The organism is Streptomyces sp. NPDC101191, from assembly GCF_044767915.1.
In the GTDB taxonomy this organism is placed as follows: Bacteria; Actinomycetota; Actinomycetes; order Streptomycetales; family Streptomycetaceae; genus Streptomyces.
The window spans coordinates 83,485-99,136 of the sequence record NZ_JBIWOU010000002.1 but is presented as its reverse complement, the minus strand read 5'-3'; the positions used below and the strand labels follow the sequence as shown (position 1 = coordinate 99,136).

The window sequence follows — 15,652 nt, the reverse complement described above, 5'->3', positions numbered from 1 at the left end:
TCGCAGGGGACCCCGACCCCGACCCCGACCCCGGCCCCGCCCCGACCCCGGCCGCCGCGCAGCTTGCCGTCGCCGTCCACGGTCGCCGGCCGCGCGGTGGACGAGCTCCGAAACGACGAGGATCACGCTGTCGGTGGCCTCCACTGTGCGATGGCGATTATCTCGTTGCTGAACAAACGGAAATCTGTCACGGCCGGAGTAGACATTCATCAGTGTTGTGGTTATGGTTTCTCTCGTAGGCAGAGAGAACGCAGGCCCCGGCAGAGACGAACTGCCGGGCAGCACTACCCGTGGTTGCAGTTCGTATGACGGTGCGGTGGTGGAGTTTCGAAGCCAGGGTGGTTGCAGGACGGCGACGGGACTGGCGACCGGACCGGGTGGCCCGCAGTGATCAGGGGCCGCCAGTACCGCAGTGGCAGTACCCAGCAGCGAAGTCAGTGAGCAGTACCCCTGGTGAAGGCGTCGGCTGCGGGCGCGCGCACCGGGAAGGTGGCAGTGGGGTTCCAAGCCAGAGCAGACGCAGGACGGGCGACGGGGCCGGCTGTTGGAGAGTGGCGCTGTCACAGGTCACCGAGCGGTTCGCATCACCAGTAGTACCCGCAGTAGAGCCGTACCCGTAGTACGCAGTACCCCGATGGTAGGTAGTTGATCACCGAGGAAGAACGGAGGAACGAAGCACCTTCAGGATCGCCCGGACGGAAGTCTCGAGTCCGGGTACCGCAGGACATCGTTAGTGAGGTGGTCTCCGGTCAGGCAACCGCGATCCCCGCAGCCCCGGCAGCAGTCAGGTCGGGTACGCGGACACAGAGAGCCGGCGCAGTATCAGGGCCGGCAGGTGCTGTAGTAGTTCCTTCGGGGCCCTGGTGCCGTACGGCACCAGGGCCCCTCCACACGTTCCGGAGAGAGGTGCCAATGACAGCAGGCGACCCATACGGGCGTCTCGACGACGACGACTATCCTGCCTACACGATGGGCCGGGCCGCCGACATGATCGGCACCACCCCCGCCTTTCTGCGCGCCTTGGGCGAACACCGCCTGATCACCCCGTTGCGCTCCGAGGGCGGTCACCGCAGCTACTCCCGCTACCAGCTGCGCATCGCCGCCCGTGCCCGGGAACTCGTCGACCAGGGCACCCCGATCGAGGCCGCCTGCCGCATCATCGTCCTCGAGGACCAGCTCGAGGAAGCCCAGCGCATCAACGCCGAGTATCGCCGCGCCGCCGAATCGGCAAAGCCACCGGCCGCGGCCTGAGACCATGCAACCCCAGACACAGGTCAACCCGCACGCAGGGGGGCGTGAGGCGTGAGATGTGAGGCGTTTCCTGTGGTGACAGTGGGTGTGACCGTGTAACGTCTCCGTTAGCTGTCGTGGTTCGGATCTTCCCTTTGCCCATGCCTCCGGCGTGGGCTTTTTTGCTGTGCTGTGCCGCAGGAACCAGGGCGATCACCTCCGCCTCCCACACCGTGTGGGCGGCGTTCATCGACTGGAAGGCATGAGACATGGCTACGGGAACTGTGAAGTGGTTCAACGCGGAGAAGGGCTTCGGCTTCATCGCCCAGGACGGCGGCGGCCCGGACGTCTTCGCCCACTACTCGGCGATCAACGCCTCGGGCTTCCGTGAGCTCCAGGAGGGCCAGGTCGTGACGTTCGACGTCACCCAGGGCCAGAAGGGCCCCCAGGCGGAGAACATCACCCCGGCCTAACCCTTCCCGTCTCCGCCTGCGGACACCGGATCGGTTCTGCTTCCCGACTGCCCGGTAGCGGGCGACCCGAACGACGGAAGCCGGGCCGGCGTCCCGGAGGCAAACGACGGAAGCCAGTCCGGCGTCCCGGAGGCAATGGACACGCACCGGGCGAGGGCTGCGCGATTGCGCGTGGCCCTCGTCCGCGGTGGTGCATCGCAGCCTCCCGCACCTCGCGGGCTTCTACGCCCCCGTACACCTGCGCACCCACCTGCACACCACACCGTGCGAAACAACGGGCCCACGCCCGGACACGACGCTCTCGTGTGCGTCTGACTGCAGTCCGCTTCACGGTGCCGGCTACGCCGGGGTGCTCGCCCAGGCAGACTCTCTCGAGAAGATCTGCCCAACGCACCACGCGTGCTGCTCGTCCTCGAATCCTGCCCCCCGAACCGCCGGCGCCCAAGGCAGGCCCGCCCGCCCCGCGCCAACAGGAAGGCACCGGTCGGCAGGCGCAGACCTGTTCCATCGCAGCTGACCGGACCGGCGGTGCCGCCGGTCCGGCCGAAGAAGCTGAACCCATACCGGGAATCAGGCCGCGACGAGTTCCTGCTTGCGGCGGTCCGACGTGTCGACCTTGCGCTTCTTGTTCGGCAGCGAGAGCCGGAAGACTTTGCGCCACGCGGAGAACACCTGCTTGGGCAGCGGCCCGGTGACGTACTCCAGCTCGTACTTCTCGAACAGCGCGCGCACCTTCACCGCGACCTCGGCGTACCGGTTGCTCGGCAGGTCGGGGAACAGGTGGTGCTCGATCTGGTGCGACAGGTTGCCGGTCATGAAGTGCATGGCCCTGCTGCCGCTGATGTTCGCCGAGCCCATCATCTGGCGCAGGTACCACTGGCCGCGCGTCTCGCCCTTGATCGACCGGCGCTCGAAGACCTGTACGCCCTCGGGGAAGTGCCCGCACATGATCACCGAGTGGGTCCAGAGATTGCGGACCAGGTTCGCGGTGAACGTGGCGGCGAGCGTGGGGAGGAACGAGGGGCCCGACAGCAGCGGGTGGATCACGTAGTCCTTGAGTACCTGCTTGCGGATCTTGCGGCCCACGGCCTTGGCCCGCATGCGGAACTCGGGGTTCCTGCGGCGGCGCTTGTGCAGGTTCTTACCCAGCTCCAGGTCGTACGCGGCGATGCCGTACTCGAAGAAGCAGGCGTTGATGAAGTTCCACAGCGGTTGGCCGAGGTGGAACGGGTGCCACTTCTGGTCCTCGTCGACGCGCATGATGCCGTAGCCGAGGTCGTTGTCCTTGCCGATGACGTTGGTGTACGTGTGGTGCAGCTCGTTGTGCGAGTGCTTCCACTGGTCGGCCGGCGAGACGTGATCCCATTCCCAGGTGGTGGAGTGGATCTTCGGGTCCCGCATCCAGTCCCACTGGCCGTGCAGGATGTTGTGGCCGATCTCCATGTTGTCCATGATCTTCGCCACGGACAGACCGGCGGTGCCGAGCAGCCACGCGGGCGGGAAGATCGAGAACAGCAGTACGGCCCTGCTGGCCAGCTCGAGCTTGCGCTGCGCCGAGATGACCTTGCGGATGTAGGCGGCGTCCTTCTCACCGCGGCCGGCGATCACCTCGTCGCGGATCGCGTCCAGCTCGCGGCCGAGCTCCTCGATCTGCTCCGTGGTCAGGTGGGCGGTGGGGTCGATAGCGGTCAAGGTGCTCCTACCGTTCGATGTCGCAGGGGCCCGCCGCGGCGGACACGCAGGTCTGGATGAGGACGCCCGGCTCGGCCTCGGTGATCTCGCCGGTGCGCAGGTCGCGGACGGCGCCGGCCTTGAGCGGCGTGACGCAGCCGAAGCAGATGCCCATGCGGCACCCGGAGGGCATGAGCACGCCGGCCTCCTCGCCGATGTCCAGCAACGGCGTGGCGCCATCCGCGTCGACGGTCTTGCCGCTGGCGCTGAACGTGACCTCGCCGCCGTCGCCCGCGACGACGACGCCGGGGCGGAAGCGTTCGGTGTGCAGGCGCTCCGGTACGCCGTGCTCGTTCCAGTGCTCTTCGGCGGCGTCGAGCAGGCCCGCGGGCCCGCAGGCCCAGGTCTCGCGCTCGGCCCAGTCGGGCACGAGTTCGTCGAGCCGGGCGATGTCGAGCATGCCGTCCGTGTCGGTGTGCACCTCGGTGAGCCGCAGCTTCCCGGCCGCGACCAGGTCGTGCAGTTCCTTGCGGAAGATCACATCGTGCGGCCGTGGCGCGCAGTGGACCATGACGACGTCGTCGAACTCGGTGTCGCGCAGCATGCCCATCACGGGAGTGATGCCGCTGCCGGCCGTCAGGTAGAGCACCTTGGCGGGCTTGGCCTGCGGCAGCACGAAGTCACCGGTCGGCTGGTCGAGCTGGATCAGCGTGCCCGGTCTTGCCCTGCGGACCAGGTGGTTGCTGACCTTGCCGCCCGGGATCGCCTTCACGGTGATCGTGACGCGGCCGTCCTGGCGGTTCGTCGGCGAGGTGAGGGAGTAGGTACGCCACAGGCGCACCCCGTCGACGTCGACCCCGATCCGCACGTACTGACCGGCTCTGTGGCCGCGCCAGCCCCGCCCCGGCCTGATCACGACAGTCGCGGCGTCACCCGTCTCGGGCTGCACGGCCTCGATGCGCCCACGCAGGTCAGCACCCGCGCGCAGCGGGCTGACCAGGTCGAGATAGTCCGACGGCAGCAGCGGCGTCGTCACCATCTCCAACAGTTTCCACGCCCTGCTGCGGAGGGCTGCACTCGTCATGACTCCAGCTTGATGCGCCTCAAGGCGTAAAGTCCTGACCGCAAGACGTAAAACTGATCGGCAGAATTGTTCGCAGGAAACAAAATCGTGAGCCATGCAATTCGAAGGGCCGGCGAACTGGCCCTGGACGAGACGACGGTCACCGCGCTTCGGGCCGCGCTGAAGACCACCGCCGACGAGGTCGTCCAGGCGATCATCGACGAGGTCCCTCCCTACGCCAACGCCCTCTCGGGCCACATGGGCGCCACCATCCGCCGAGCCGTCCGCACCGCCCTGGGGCACTACCTGGACCTCGCCAGCGGGAACGCCACAGGCGGCGACGCCGGTGACGCAGCCTACGAGCTGGGCCGCGGCGAGGTCCGCGACGGCCGTTCGATGGACGCCCTGCTCAGCGCCTACCGCGTCGGCGCCCGCGTGGCCTGGCGATGCCTGGCAGCCGGTGCCGTACCCGCAGGTCTGCCCGCCGCCCAGGTCGCCAAGTTCGCCGAGCTGACCTTCGCCTACATCGACGAGCTCTCCGCCGCGAGCGCCGCGGGCCACGCCGACGAACTGGCCGCCCGGGGCAGAGCCCACGAGCGCCACCTGGAACACCTGGCCCGCGACCTCCTCGCCGGCGCGAGCCCGGACGTGCTGCTGGCCTCTGCTCAACAGGCCGGGTGGCAGCCTCCGGTTTCTCTGACCGCGGTCCTGCTGCCCGCCGCCCAGACCCGGCCGGCCTACCGCGCGCTCGACCCGAGCACCCTCGTCCTCGACGATCTGCCGGACGCCACCGGTGTACTGCTCGTCCCCGATGCCGACCGATCACATCTCCTGCGGCAGCTCACCGACCGCACCGCCGTGGTCGGCCCGGCCCGGCCATGGACTCGTGCGTCCGCCTCGTACGCACGAGCCGTACGCGCACGCTCCCTCTCCAGCGATATTCGCGACGTCGAGGACCACCTGCCCGAGCTGGTGCTGAGCGCCGACATGGACGCGTTCGCAGACCTGCGTGCCCGAGCCCTCGCACCGTTGCGTGCCTTGCCTGTCGCGACCGCACGGCGGCTGGAGGAGACGCTGCGGGCGTGGCTGCTGCACCAAGGCAGGCGGGACGAGGTGGCGGCGTCGTTGTTCGTCCATCCCCAGACGGTCCGGTACCGGATGCAGCAGCTGCGGGAGCTGTTTCCGGATCTCGCATCGCCACACCGGGTCCTTGAACTGACGATGGCGGTCGGTCTTCGGCTCAGCTGACACGTACGTCGACCAGATTGCCCCGCTGCTCACCGCCACCGCCACCGCCCGCGCCGTCGCCGTCGATGTCGCCGCGCCGCTGACATCTGGAGCCTGGGCGCCCCCCTGCTCTGGTGCTGGACCGGCCACCGCCCCGTCACCTACGACGACGGCCTCGACCGGCTGAAGAAGCGGGCAGTCATGGCCAAGAACACCATCACAGCCTGCGCGGCCGGTGGCCGTGGCCGTTCCCCCAGTTCGAAGAACACCACCACCGCATGCCTCGCCCCCCGGCCCCGCCGACCGCCCCACGCGAAGGAGCCGACCACCGCATGGTGGCCTGCGCGCCGCGCCCTGGTGCTCGACGACGCTGCCCCCTCACCCGCGTCTCCAGCGGCGCCTCCATCCGGCACACCACCGGCAAGCCCCTCACCCTCGACCAGGCCCACGAGAAGGCCGAGGGTGTGGCGGTCGTCCGGACGTTCCTTGCCGACCTGCTCGGGTTGTTCCTCCAGGACGAGCAGGCCATGGACCGCAGCGACGACGCCGTGCGCGAACCGATCGAGGTCCGCGTCCCGGTAGGGACGGCCGACGTGGTCACTGCCCTCGCCGGCCAAGCCGCCTCGCTGCCGGCTGCGAATGCCGGACCCGACGGCGATCCGGAGGCCTGTTCGACTTGATGATCCGCGCGAAGGCTGCGCGGTCAGCGACGCCGGCCGCCGCCGATGCGGCGGTCGTCGGCCAGTCCGGTCAGCGGGCCGAACTCGCGGGCAAGCTGGTTCCACGTCAGAACCTCGCCACAGCGGGCGGGGAACTCCTTCGGGTTGAACTCGGGCATGGTCCAGGTGCCAGTGCCCCGGTCCCGCAGCCACAGGTCCCCGTCACCGTCGACCACGGTCGGCGGGGCCGGTACGGGCTCGGCCTGATCGGTGGGCTCCCAGGTGACCCGGCCCGGGTGGGAAACGCGGCGCAGCTCGGTGGTGGCCAGCCGCGCGGCCAAGTCACGGGCGGACTCTTCGGTGTCCTTGACCGACGCGAGTCGGAATGCGTCGTCAAGCACGGGCAGGGCTGGATTCTTGCTGCGCTTTGAACTCATACGCTGACTACCTCCGGTCAGGGGCGTCACATCCGTTATGGCACCCCGTAGAGGCACACCGTATCCGGGCGGGAGCCGCGCCGGCTGCGACCACTGTCCAGATGGAGGCACCGGCACCGGGCGGTGGGGCCAGGTGGTGAGCTGGTCCTGGAGGTGGCGCAACCCATGATGGCAGCGCGCAGATAGGACGGTCCGGGTCCGAGAAGGTGAGGCCGCTGGGGGCGAGCGGGCGCGGGAATGTGGTGCCCCGGCACTGCGAGCCCTACGGGCGGCTACTGCGCGAAGGGAGTCAGGACGCTGCTGGGGGTGGTCATGAGGCAGCAGGCGCCGTACCCGCCGGCCTGGAGCTGGGTGGCCGTCGATGCGCGACTGCTGCTGCTTGGGTCGACGTCGCTCGCCGATCATCGCGGCCAGGATGCATCCTGGCCGAACAGCTTTCATCGACGTCGCTGTTCAGGGCAGGTGCGGCAGCGTCGACGTGGAGGCCGCATAGCGCACGGCTGCCCTCCCAGGGCTGGTGGCACGCATGTGGGACGGCCCGCGCTGCGCGGATCGCGGGCGGGTCACGAGCACGAACATGGCAAAAGCCGAACCCCGACCGTTTCCGGGGGCAGAGTGCGCGCCTGACCCCGGGCAGATCCCCAGGGTCAGAGCGGTCCCGTCCCGACAAAGTCCCCGGTGCCCGGGGATGGCGTCGAGGGCCGCTAGCTGTCTCGGCCGGGGATGTCTGCGGCGGCGTTAGACGGCGGTCGCGGCCGCTTTCTCCGCCTGGGCGTTCGCCTCGTCCGCGGGGGAGGGGGCGGGGGCTTCAAGGTGATCCCGCGCGCTGGGTCGTCGAGCGGACCTTCCGCTGGCTGATGCACCACCTACGCCAGTGACGTGTTCTCGCTGGGGTCGATCCTCGTCTACGCGTCGACCGGGCATCTCGCCTTCGCCCGCGACGGCGCCACCGCGATGCTGGCGGTGGCCTACGACCGTCCGAATCCGGACGGCGCCCCCTGCAGTCTGCGTCCCATCATCCAAGCGTGCCTGGACAAGATCCCGGAGAATCGCTCTTCACCCGAAGACATACTCAACCTCCTCTCGGCCACGGGGGAGTTCACACAGACCCGTCGGCCCCATCTGCGGACGGGTACCGCGTACCTCATCCTCGCCCTCGTGCTGACCTGCTATGTCTGCGCCGTCCTCGTGCTCGCGGCCCTCCGCCACGGCTACCCTCTGCTGATCCCCTTGGCCCTGGTCTTGGGCGTGATCCCGCCGGTGTGGGTGATGAAAATGTTGCACCGGCTGCGCAAGGTCACCGTGCAGGCCACGGTGAACGACTGTGGGGTGAAGCTGCGGTACGGGCACGTCCGGGTGGAGTACCCGTGGGAGAACTCGTTCGGGTGGCGCTGAACAGCCCCAAAGCCGCTCGCGTGCCGGCCGACGCGCCCCGGTCACCCGTCGCGACCATGCGGGCCGGCTACCCGGGCGTCCAGCCCAAGCCGCTGCGCTTGCGCCCGGGAGACCACGTGGGGCTGAACCTGCAGCTGACCCCGGGGGAAGCAGCCGTTCTCGCGGCCCTGCTGGCCCGGCAACTTGCAAACACCCCGGCGACCGGTGACGACGCCATTGAGGAGAGCACCAGCTGAACCGAGGGCGGCGGCGACGCTATCTTCGTCGTCGACAGTGCTGTCCAGGACCACCAGTCCCGGCTTCACGACGGCTACGAGGAATTCTTAGACGTCGTTTCTTATGGCTGTCAGAGTGGCATGAGAGCCTCCTGGCATGAGCTACGACCTTGCTGTCTGGGAAGGCGATAGGCCGGCGGACGACAAGCCCGCCGGCCGGGTCTTCGACGACCTGTACGACCGCTACATCGACAGCGAGGTGGAAGAGTCTCCGTCCGAGCGCATCGCGGCCTACGTGGCCGCGCTGCTTTAGCGGTGGTGTGACCTCACCGAGGACGAGGAGGACACCTCGCCTTGGTCAACCGGGCCGCTGATCGGCGAGGCCAGCGGTCCGCTGATCTACTTCCCCATGCGGTGGAGCATGGCCGAGGAGGCGTCGGCCTACGCGGCGGCCGTCGCGGAGTCCATGGGGCTGGTCTGCTTCGACGTACAGCAGAACCGGCTCAGGCCGTGAGAAGGCTGGCTAAGCAGCGGTAGCCGATGAGAGTCGCGGCGATGCCGACGAAGGCGAGGAAGTGCTCGGCCTTCCGTTCATAGCGGCGGTGGAGGCGTCGGCAACCGGCCAGCCAGGATACGGTTCTCTCGACCACCCACCGATGCCGGCCCAGCCGCTGCGAGGACTCGACACCCTTGCGGGCAATGCGAGGGCGGATCCCCTGCTGGCGCAGCCATCGCCGCAGGTGGTCGTAGTCGTAGCCCTTGTCCGCGTGCAGCTTCGCCGGCTTCCGGCGCCGGGGACCACGGCGGGACCGGATCGGTGGGATGCCACGCACGAGCGGCTCCAGGCCCTGGCTGTCGTGCATGTTCGCGCCGGAGATGCCCAGGGACAGCGGCAGCCCGTTCCGGTCGCAGATCAGATGGATCTTCGATCCCAACTTGCCGCGGTCGGTCGGATTCGGGCCCGTCAGCGGCCCCCTTTTGCAGCCCGCAGACTGACCGAGTCGATCGCGCACCGCGACCAGTCCAGCTCGCCCCGTGCTCCGAGTTCGTCAAGGATCACGCGGTAGAGCCTCGCCCAGACCCGGTCCCGGCTCCACTGGGCGAACCGGCGGTAGACCGTGGGCCAGGCCGGCCCGAACACCGGCGGCAGCTGCCGCCAGGTGCAGCCCGAGGTCGCCACGAAGATGATCGCGGCCAGGGCCTCACGGTCACCTGCTCTCCGGCGGCCACCGCCCTGCGGACGTATCACCTCAGTCGGTGGCACCACCCGCCGGAACAGCACCCACCAATCGTCCGGCACCAGTCGCTCCACGAGATCCGCCATGCACGGACCAACGAACGATCAGGCCTGTCCTGCGCGGGTGATGCCTGCGACACGCTCAGCCGGTGGCCTGCGGCTCGCAGGAATCAGCTGGCGGCTCGGTACGGACTCCGTGCAGATTGACCTTGCGAATTCGACCGGAGGGCGGGGAGCGGATGGAACCAGGCGGGCTGCGGACAGACGGCAAGGGTGGAGACGGCGACGATGCTCACGAGCGCTGGTTGCGGCTGCTCAACCGTTCCACCGGGGACCCTGGCTACCAGGATGAGTGGTTCGACGAGCAGTGCGGCGGATGCAAGTTCTGGATCGCGCTGAGCGGTGAGCTGGGACTGGACTGGGGAGCGTGCGTCCGCGCCGGCTCGCCGTTCGACGGACAGGTGCGTTTCGAGCACGACGGCTGCGAACGCTTCATCGCCCGAGCCGACGGCATCTTCGGCTGAAGTCGTTCAGGATCAGACGTTTCGCAAGGTTCCGGCGGACTACGTAACGTCCTTCGCAACCTTGACTCGGAACTCGCAAGGTTCACCTGCACAGGACAAGGCCAAAGGAAACGACGTCTTAGCCCAGCAGGTCCGGCGCCCGCAGCATCTCGGGCGGGATGCCCCAGGCGTCGACCAAGTCGACGGCCAGAGGTCGGGCCTTGCGGCAGAGGTCGTTCACTTCACGGGTGATCGCCTTGGAACGCTGGACGGTCAGCTGGCCGTGCTCCATGAACCAGGCCCGGTCCGCCTCGATCGTCGACAGCGCGAACAGGTCGCAGAGCAGCTCCAGCGCGCCCTTGTTGTCGCCGTCGGGCAGGGGTCGCAGGGCGTCGACGAACGCTTCCAGTACCAGTCGCTCGACGTGCGCGTGGGCGAGCGCGATCACATGGTCCTGCACGTGCGAGAAGACGGCGCCGGGGTCCCGGTCACGGTCGATGCCCCGCTTGAGCCGGCGGGCCAGCCCGGCGAGCATGTGCTCCTCGCGATAGCGCAGCATGGCCAGGTGGTACTCCGAGTCGAGCAGCCCGGCCTCCCGGTTCCCTTCGTCACCGCCCGGCAGCAGGTCGCGGACCCGTTCCAGGAGGTTGTGGACGGACGCCTTCTCGATGACGGTCTCGACAGCAAGGCCAGTGACGTATCGGACCACGCCAAGCTGGTCCAGGTCCTCGAACTCACTGGCGTGATCGGTGAGCAGGCCCTTCGCCACGAGCTGGAGCAGCACGTGGTTGTCACCCTCGAAGGTGGTGAAGACGTCGCTGTCGGCCTTGAGCGCGGCGAAACGGTTCACCGCCAGATAGCCGGCGCCCCCGCACGCCTCGCGGCACTCCTGCACCGTACGGGTGGCATGCCAGGTGCCGAGTGCCTTGATGCCGGCGGCCCGCGACTCCAGGCGCCGCCGTGACTGCGGTTCGTCCTCGTGGCCGGAGAAGACGTCGTGCAGTTGTTCCCGGACGACGTCCTGCGCGAAATGCAGCGCGTACGTGCGGGCGAGCAGCGGCAGCAACCGGCGCTGGTGCAGTCCGTAGTCCAGGAGGAGCTGTTCCCCGGAGCCCGAGGGGGCCGGGAACTGCCGCCGACGCACGCCGTACTTGACGGCGAGCGTGAGGGCCACCTTGGCAACGCTCACCCCGGCGCCGCCGATGCAGACCCGGCCCTGGACGAGCGTTCCGAGCATGGTGAAGAACCGGCGGTTGGGATTGTCGATGGAACTGACGTACGCGCCCTCGGGCGTGACATCGGCAAAACGGTTGAGCAGTGCCTCACGCGGCACCCGGACCCCCTCGAAGCGGATCCGGCCGTTGTCGACGCCGTTGAGACCCATCTTGCGGCCGTCGTCCTCGATCTCGACCCCCGGCAGGATCATTCCCCCGGACCGGATCGGCACCACCAGCGCGTGCACGCCGCGGGACTCGCCGCCCACCTCCAGCTGCGCGAAGACGACCGCCAGCTCGGCGTGGCGGGCCGCGTTCCCGATGTAGTCCTTGCGGGCAGCGTCTCCTTCGGTGGTGACGACGAACTCATGGGTCTCGGAGTCGTACCGGGCCACGGTGCCGAGCGCCTGGACGTTGGAGCCGTGCCCGGTCTCGGTCATCGCGAAGCAGCCCATGAGCCGTCCGGCGACGATGTCCGGCAAGTAGGCGTCGTGGTGACGTCCGGTGCCCAGGTGCAAGATCGCGCCGCCGAACAGGCCGAACTGCACTCCGACCTTGATCAGCACCGACAGGTCACCGAAAGCGAGGGTTTCGAAGGCGGCGACAGAGGCGCCGACGTCGTCACCGCCGCCGTACGCTGCGGGGAAGCCCATACCGGTCTGACCGGTGCCGGCCATCTCGCCCACGATGTCACGCACTCGCTCGCGGAACGCGTCCATGCCGAGTCGCTCGGCGTCCTCCAACACAGAGGAATGAACCGTGAGATTGGACCGGACAAGGTTGCGGATCCCGGCGTACTTGCCGTCGAGAAGGCCCGCCAGGGCTTCGACGTCAATCACGGGATGCGTAGAGTCGCTCGCTGCAAGGGAAGCGTGGTCGGGTGCCATGGCTCTCCGCTACCCTGCCCGGCGCGGATCAAGCGGCGCTGATCATGGGATGGCGCGGAGCCTACGGGACCCTCCCTCGCCATACGGAGCCATACCACCCGCACGCGCAGGGCGGCCCCTGAGTCCGTTCGGCAGAATGGATGCCGCTGTACCCGACCAGACGCGAGTGCCGACAACCACGCCCCAGTCCCCGCTGATGTCTTCGCGTCGCGCGCGAAGGCCGGTGATGGGGCGGGCGCCGGCCTCGGGGCGCAGGGCGGCGAACTCGCCTTTGGTGGCTGTCGAACGTGGCGTGGCTCCGCACGCGTCGTCGCGTGCGGAGCCACGTTCATCATCTCCGCGCGGATCCGCACAGGGCGGACGTCGTCACTACCATCTGGGCCCATCAGCCCCCGGGTGGCTACTACGCGTAGTTGAAGACCCACTGCTGCTCGGTGGGGTAGTCGCTGGCGCAGCGCCACAGGGTGAGGTAGGTGCCGTTGGCGTGGCTGCCACCCTTGTTCGTCAGGCAGCGGCAGCGGGCGGAGGCGACATGAGTTCCCCGACCCAGGCCAGGCGATCACCGTGTCATCGAGTGATCTCCGGCTCCGACGTTCTTGCCAGAGCCCCGAACACGCACCGGTCGGTACGGTTCGAAGTGCATTCCCTCCGTGCCGACTTCAGCGCGTGGCCCGGCCCGCGGCCTCTCGGGCGATGTCGGCGTAGAGGCGGAAGAGGATGGGGCGGGTTTCGTCGGCTCCTCGTTCGTGCAGGACCGCCCAGCAGCGCGCGATGAGCTCCCGGGCCTGGGTACCGGGCCAGGGCTGGGGCAAGAGCTGGGGCGGCAGCAGTGGGTCGGGCTCCATGGCGCGGGTGAGTTCGGCGGCAAGCTCGACCGCGATGGTGAGGAGTGCGGACGGGGAGAGTTCGGCGGGGTCGGTGAGCCGAGCCAGGCGGGGCCGGGCGATGCGGCTGAGGCGGTGGTAGCGATCCGCGATCTCCTGCAGGGGCCACAGGTGACGGGCGAGTTCGACAGGCTCTTGGGTATCGCCCTTGCGCAGATCGGTCGTGGTGAGAAGTGTGAGCGCACTGTGGGCGCCGAGGCGGTGGGCCGCTTCTTCGACGTACGGTTCCCAGCCGTTGGCGCAGACGTACAGTCCGCCCTGAAGCGGGGCTCCGCCGAGGTGGACGAGCGTCTCGCGCAGGGCGTCACGGGCCGTGCGCGCCGATTCGGGCATGGCGAAGGCGGCCAGATGCCAGACCCTGTCCCAGGGCGCGAGCCCGGCGTCCTGCCGGAACGCGTGCCGGAGAAAGTCCGCGTTGGGAGCCAAGGCACGCGTGGTGTCCGCGGTCGCGTGCAACTGCGCCCTGCGGCCACGGCCCTCGTGGGTGAACCGGCCCTCGGCCACGAGGCGTTTGACGCACAGCCGCACCTGCTGGTCGCTCATGCCCAGGGTGTTGGCGACGGTATAGAGCTCGTCCGCGCCGACGGTGCCGTCCTCGCGGATCAGTGCGTGGACGAGCATGCGGGTGGGGACCTCGACGTGGTCCGCCTCGGCGCTCACAGCTCCTCCGCCCCTCTCGTTCCGACGGCGCGACGCATGGTGGTCACCGCGCCGAACCCCAGCAACCCGCGCAGGTAGGGCGTGCGTTCGGTCCGCACGGCCGTGAAGCCGCGCCGCTCATACAGGGCCCTGGCCCGCGGGTTGGTGTCGATCACATCCAGTCTGACCTCCCGGCAGTGCTGCTCCGCCGCCACGGCGGTCACTTCCTCGATGAGCAGGCTTCCGACGCCACGCCCGCGTACGCCCGGGTCCACGGCGATGCCGTCCATGACGAGCTGTCCGGGGGCCGGGTGACGTTCGAACAGGGCGAGGAGCAGGAGTCTGGGCAACCCCCCCAGGTGTCCGTACTCGCGCAGCACGGCGGAGGCCGATCCCCCCGTGAGTGCACGGCCGCCGAGCTGGTAGCCGGCAAGGCCGACGAGCTGCCCGTCGAGGAGCGCGCACACCGCGCGGTCAGCGTTCAGGTGGGCGGCGATGAAGGACACCGCCTTGTCCGGCGGGTTCAGTGCGGGCCCGAGTTTACGACCGAAGGCGTTCCAGTACATCTCCGCCGCCCGCCGCTCGGCACCGCCAGGAAGCCCCCGCCGGACGGTCACCGGTCCGGGACCGGTGACCATCGTGTCCAGTTCCATACCGTGACCTCTTTTCGCACTGCGACCCGAGAGCCAAAACTATCACTCGTTCCACGATCGTCCTTCATTTGATAGTTTCTGGTCCGCTCATCCGAACAGAGGCGGTCAGATCCCATGCATCCAAAGATCCAACCCCTACGGCGCAGGCTCAGCATCGCCCTGTGGTCCCTCGTCACGGCTCTGTCCGTGGCCGCCGGCCTCGTCAGCGTGGTGCTGTGGCAGCACTCCTACGCCATGGACGAGCAGCGGGTATCGATCCGCCACGGCGGCCACACCCTCAACGGAGTGCTGACCATCCCCAAGGACGGCCGCAAGCGCCACGGCCTCGTCGTGTACGTCCACGGCGACGGCCCCGTCAACGCCACCCATGACGACGGGTACAAGCCCCTGTGGGAGGCGAACGCCAAGGCTGGCTACGCCTCCCTGTCCTGGGACAAGCCCGGTGTCGCGGGCGCGCCCGGGAACTGGCTCGACCAGTCCATGGACGACCGAGCCGAAGAGACAACCGCCGCCATCGCCTGGGCACGCGCCCGGCCGGACATCGATGGCGACCGAATCGGGCTCTGGGGCGCCAGCCAGGCTGGCTGGGTCCTGCCGAAGGTCGCAGCCAAGACGCCCGTGAGCTTTGTCATCGCCGTTTCGCCCGCGATCAACTGGCTCCGACAAGGCCGCTACAACCTCCTCGCCGAACTACGAGCCGACGGCGCGTCAGCGAGTCGTACCAGCGCGGTAATCGCCAAGAGCGACAGCACCCGACGGCTGCTGGAACGCCACGCGACCTTCGAGGAGTATGTCAAGGCCATGAGAGGCGACCTGGACGGCATGACCGCCGATCGCTGGCGCTTCATCTCCAAGAACTACACCGCGGACGCTACGCGAGACCTTCGCGCCCTGCGCGGCATACCGGTGCTGCTCGCCCTCGCGGGTCATGACATCAACGTGGACACCGCCGACACGGAGCGCCTCTACCGCGCCGTACTGGACACAGGCGGTGCATTGACGACCAAGCGCTACCCGGACGCGACCCATTCGTTTCTCAAACAATCCATCGAGCAGTCGGACCTCAAGGTCACGCTCACGGCGCTCTTCTCTCCCCGCTCGCTCTTCGCGGACGGATTCCTGGAAGATCAACGACGGTTCCTCAAGGATCTCGGCCGAGGCAGCATTGCCACTCCGTGACAGCCCGGCGGCGTCACGGCACTGGCCACACCCAAGCGCTTCCCGAGGCGCTCCGCTTTGGTGAAGCGGACCTCCCCTAGGGACCG

The 15,652-nt window shown here is 68.7% G+C and carries 16 protein-coding genes; 9 read left to right on the top strand and 7 right to left on the bottom strand.

Annotated elements, in window-relative coordinates; genetic code table 11:
* Positions 1-912: 912 nt before the first annotated feature.
* Positions 913-1,251 (top strand): MerR family transcriptional regulator, encoded by a 339-nt coding sequence (locus tag ACIRQF_RS07505; protein WP_404089748.1) that lies wholly within the window; start codon positions 913-915, stop codon positions 1,249-1,251.
* Between the two features lie 248 nt (positions 1,252-1,499).
* The gene (locus ACIRQF_RS07500) at positions 1,500-1,703 is read left to right on the top strand and encodes a cold-shock protein (protein ID WP_031142743.1); all 204 of its coding nucleotides are present in this window, start codon (positions 1,500-1,502) and stop codon (positions 1,701-1,703) included.
* Between the two features lie 570 nt (positions 1,704-2,273).
* Here the strand turns inward: ACIRQF_RS07500 and ACIRQF_RS07495 are convergent.
* Both ACIRQF_RS07495 and ACIRQF_RS07490 read right to left on the bottom strand, forming a co-directional pair.
* A complete protein-coding gene (locus ACIRQF_RS07495) occupies positions 2,274-3,395 on the bottom strand; it encodes a fatty acid desaturase family protein (RefSeq protein WP_404089746.1) in 1,122 nt (373 codons plus the stop codon).
* A gap of 7 nt (positions 3,396-3,402) precedes the next feature.
* On the bottom strand, positions 3,403-4,413 hold the full coding sequence (locus ACIRQF_RS07490; protein ID WP_404091719.1) for a ferredoxin reductase: 1,011 nt from the start codon (positions 4,411-4,413) through the stop codon (positions 3,403-3,405).
* 132 nt (positions 4,414-4,545) lie between these two features.
* On the opposite strand from ACIRQF_RS07490, the gene ACIRQF_RS07485 reads away from it, so the two are divergent.
* Together ACIRQF_RS07485 and ACIRQF_RS07480 are read left to right on the top strand one after the other, a co-directional pair.
* Positions 4,546-5,685, top strand: a complete 1,140-nt coding sequence (locus ACIRQF_RS07485; RefSeq protein WP_382481271.1) for a PucR family transcriptional regulator — start codon at positions 4,546-4,548, stop codon at positions 5,683-5,685.
* A 311-nt stretch (positions 5,686-5,996) separates the two neighbouring features.
* A complete protein-coding gene (locus tag ACIRQF_RS07480; RefSeq protein ID WP_404089743.1) occupies positions 5,997-6,344 on the top strand; it encodes a hypothetical protein in 348 nt (115 codons plus the stop codon).
* A 23-nt stretch (positions 6,345-6,367) separates the two neighbouring features.
* On the opposite strand, the gene ACIRQF_RS07475 is transcribed toward ACIRQF_RS07480, so the two are convergent.
* The gene (locus ACIRQF_RS07475) at positions 6,368-6,724 is read right to left on the bottom strand and encodes a hypothetical protein (RefSeq protein ID WP_404089741.1); all 357 of its coding nucleotides are present in this window, start codon (positions 6,722-6,724) and stop codon (positions 6,368-6,370) included.
* A gap of 915 nt (positions 6,725-7,639) precedes the next feature.
* Here ACIRQF_RS07475 and ACIRQF_RS07470 point away from each other — a divergent pair.
* The 3 genes from ACIRQF_RS07470 to ACIRQF_RS07460 all read left to right on the top strand — a co-directional run bounded on the left by ACIRQF_RS07470 (position 7,640) and on the right by ACIRQF_RS07460 (position 8,683).
* Positions 7,640-8,155: a hypothetical protein gene (locus ACIRQF_RS07470; RefSeq protein WP_404089739.1), complete on the top strand. Its 516-nt coding sequence runs from the start codon at positions 7,640-7,642 to the stop codon at positions 8,153-8,155.
* Positions 8,128-8,391: a hypothetical protein gene (locus tag ACIRQF_RS07465; RefSeq protein ID WP_404089737.1), complete on the top strand. Its 264-nt coding sequence runs from the start codon at positions 8,128-8,130 to the stop codon at positions 8,389-8,391. Before ACIRQF_RS07470 ends, ACIRQF_RS07465 begins: the two co-directional genes overlap by 28 nt.
* Before the next feature lie 136 nt (positions 8,392-8,527).
* Positions 8,528-8,683, top strand: a complete 156-nt coding sequence (locus ACIRQF_RS07460) for a hypothetical protein (RefSeq protein WP_404089735.1) — start codon at positions 8,528-8,530, stop codon at positions 8,681-8,683.
* A 190-nt stretch (positions 8,684-8,873) separates the two neighbouring features.
* Here the strand turns inward: ACIRQF_RS07460 and ACIRQF_RS07455 are convergent.
* Positions 8,874-9,694 (bottom strand): IS5 family transposase gene (locus ACIRQF_RS07455; RefSeq protein ID WP_404089733.1). Its coding sequence is split into 2 segments (ribosomal slippage): positions 8,874-9,344 and positions 9,347-9,694, totalling 819 coding nucleotides; the frame shifts between segments, so codons are not numbered across the junction.
* A 122-nt stretch (positions 9,695-9,816) separates the two neighbouring features.
* Between ACIRQF_RS07455 and ACIRQF_RS07450 the strand changes: the two genes are divergently transcribed.
* Positions 9,817-10,131, top strand: coding sequence for a DUF3027 domain-containing protein (locus ACIRQF_RS07450; RefSeq protein WP_404089731.1), 315 nt, complete (start codon positions 9,817-9,819; stop codon positions 10,129-10,131).
* A 118-nt stretch (positions 10,132-10,249) separates the two neighbouring features.
* Here the strand turns inward: ACIRQF_RS07450 and ACIRQF_RS07445 are convergent, their stop codons facing one another.
* The 3 genes from ACIRQF_RS07445 to ACIRQF_RS07435 form a co-directional block, all read right to left on the bottom strand.
* A complete protein-coding gene (locus ACIRQF_RS07445; RefSeq protein ID WP_404089729.1) occupies positions 10,250-12,211 on the bottom strand; it encodes an acyl-CoA dehydrogenase in 1,962 nt (653 codons plus the stop codon).
* 659 nt (positions 12,212-12,870) lie between these two features.
* On the bottom strand, positions 12,871-13,716 hold the full coding sequence (locus tag ACIRQF_RS07440; protein ID WP_404091716.1) for a PaaX family transcriptional regulator C-terminal domain-containing protein: 846 nt from the start codon (positions 13,714-13,716) through the stop codon (positions 12,871-12,873).
* Positions 13,717-13,751: 35 nt separating this feature from the next.
* Positions 13,752-14,387: a GNAT family N-acetyltransferase gene (locus ACIRQF_RS07435; protein ID WP_404089727.1), complete on the bottom strand. Its 636-nt coding sequence runs from the start codon at positions 14,385-14,387 to the stop codon at positions 13,752-13,754.
* A 186-nt stretch (positions 14,388-14,573) separates the two neighbouring features.
* Between ACIRQF_RS07435 and ACIRQF_RS07430 the strand changes: the two genes are divergently transcribed.
* Positions 14,574-15,566, top strand: a complete 993-nt coding sequence (locus ACIRQF_RS07430; RefSeq protein ID WP_404089725.1) for an alpha/beta hydrolase family protein — start codon at positions 14,574-14,576, stop codon at positions 15,564-15,566.
* Positions 15,567-15,652: the final 86 nt, after the last annotated feature.

What these genes read in the sequence shown, in the direction of transcription:
- ACIRQF_RS07490 (WP_404091719.1), bottom strand. Translation starts at nt 4,413, where the DNA reads ATGGTGACGACGCCGCTGCTGCCGTCGGACTATCTCGACCTGGTCAGC.
- ACIRQF_RS07505 (WP_404089748.1), top strand. Translation starts at nt 913, where the DNA reads ATGACAGCAGGCGACCCATACGGGCGTCTCGACGACGACGACTATCCT.
- ACIRQF_RS07440 (WP_404091716.1), bottom strand. Translation starts at nt 13,716, where the DNA reads ATGCTCGTCCACGCACTGATCCGCGAGGACGGCACCGTCGGCGCGGAC.
- ACIRQF_RS07435 (WP_404089727.1), bottom strand. Translation starts at nt 14,387, where the DNA reads ATGGAACTGGACACGATGGTCACCGGTCCCGGACCGGTGACCGTCCGG.
- ACIRQF_RS07445 (WP_404089729.1), bottom strand. Translation starts at nt 12,211, where the DNA reads ATGGCACCCGACCACGCTTCCCTTGCAGCGAGCGACTCTACGCATCCC.
- ACIRQF_RS07480 (WP_404089743.1), top strand. Translation starts at nt 5,997, where the DNA reads ATGGTGGCCTGCGCGCCGCGCCCTGGTGCTCGACGACGCTGCCCCCTC.
- ACIRQF_RS07500 (WP_031142743.1), top strand. Translation starts at nt 1,500, where the DNA reads ATGGCTACGGGAACTGTGAAGTGGTTCAACGCGGAGAAGGGCTTCGGC.
- ACIRQF_RS07460 (WP_404089735.1), top strand. Translation starts at nt 8,528, where the DNA reads ATGAGCTACGACCTTGCTGTCTGGGAAGGCGATAGGCCGGCGGACGAC.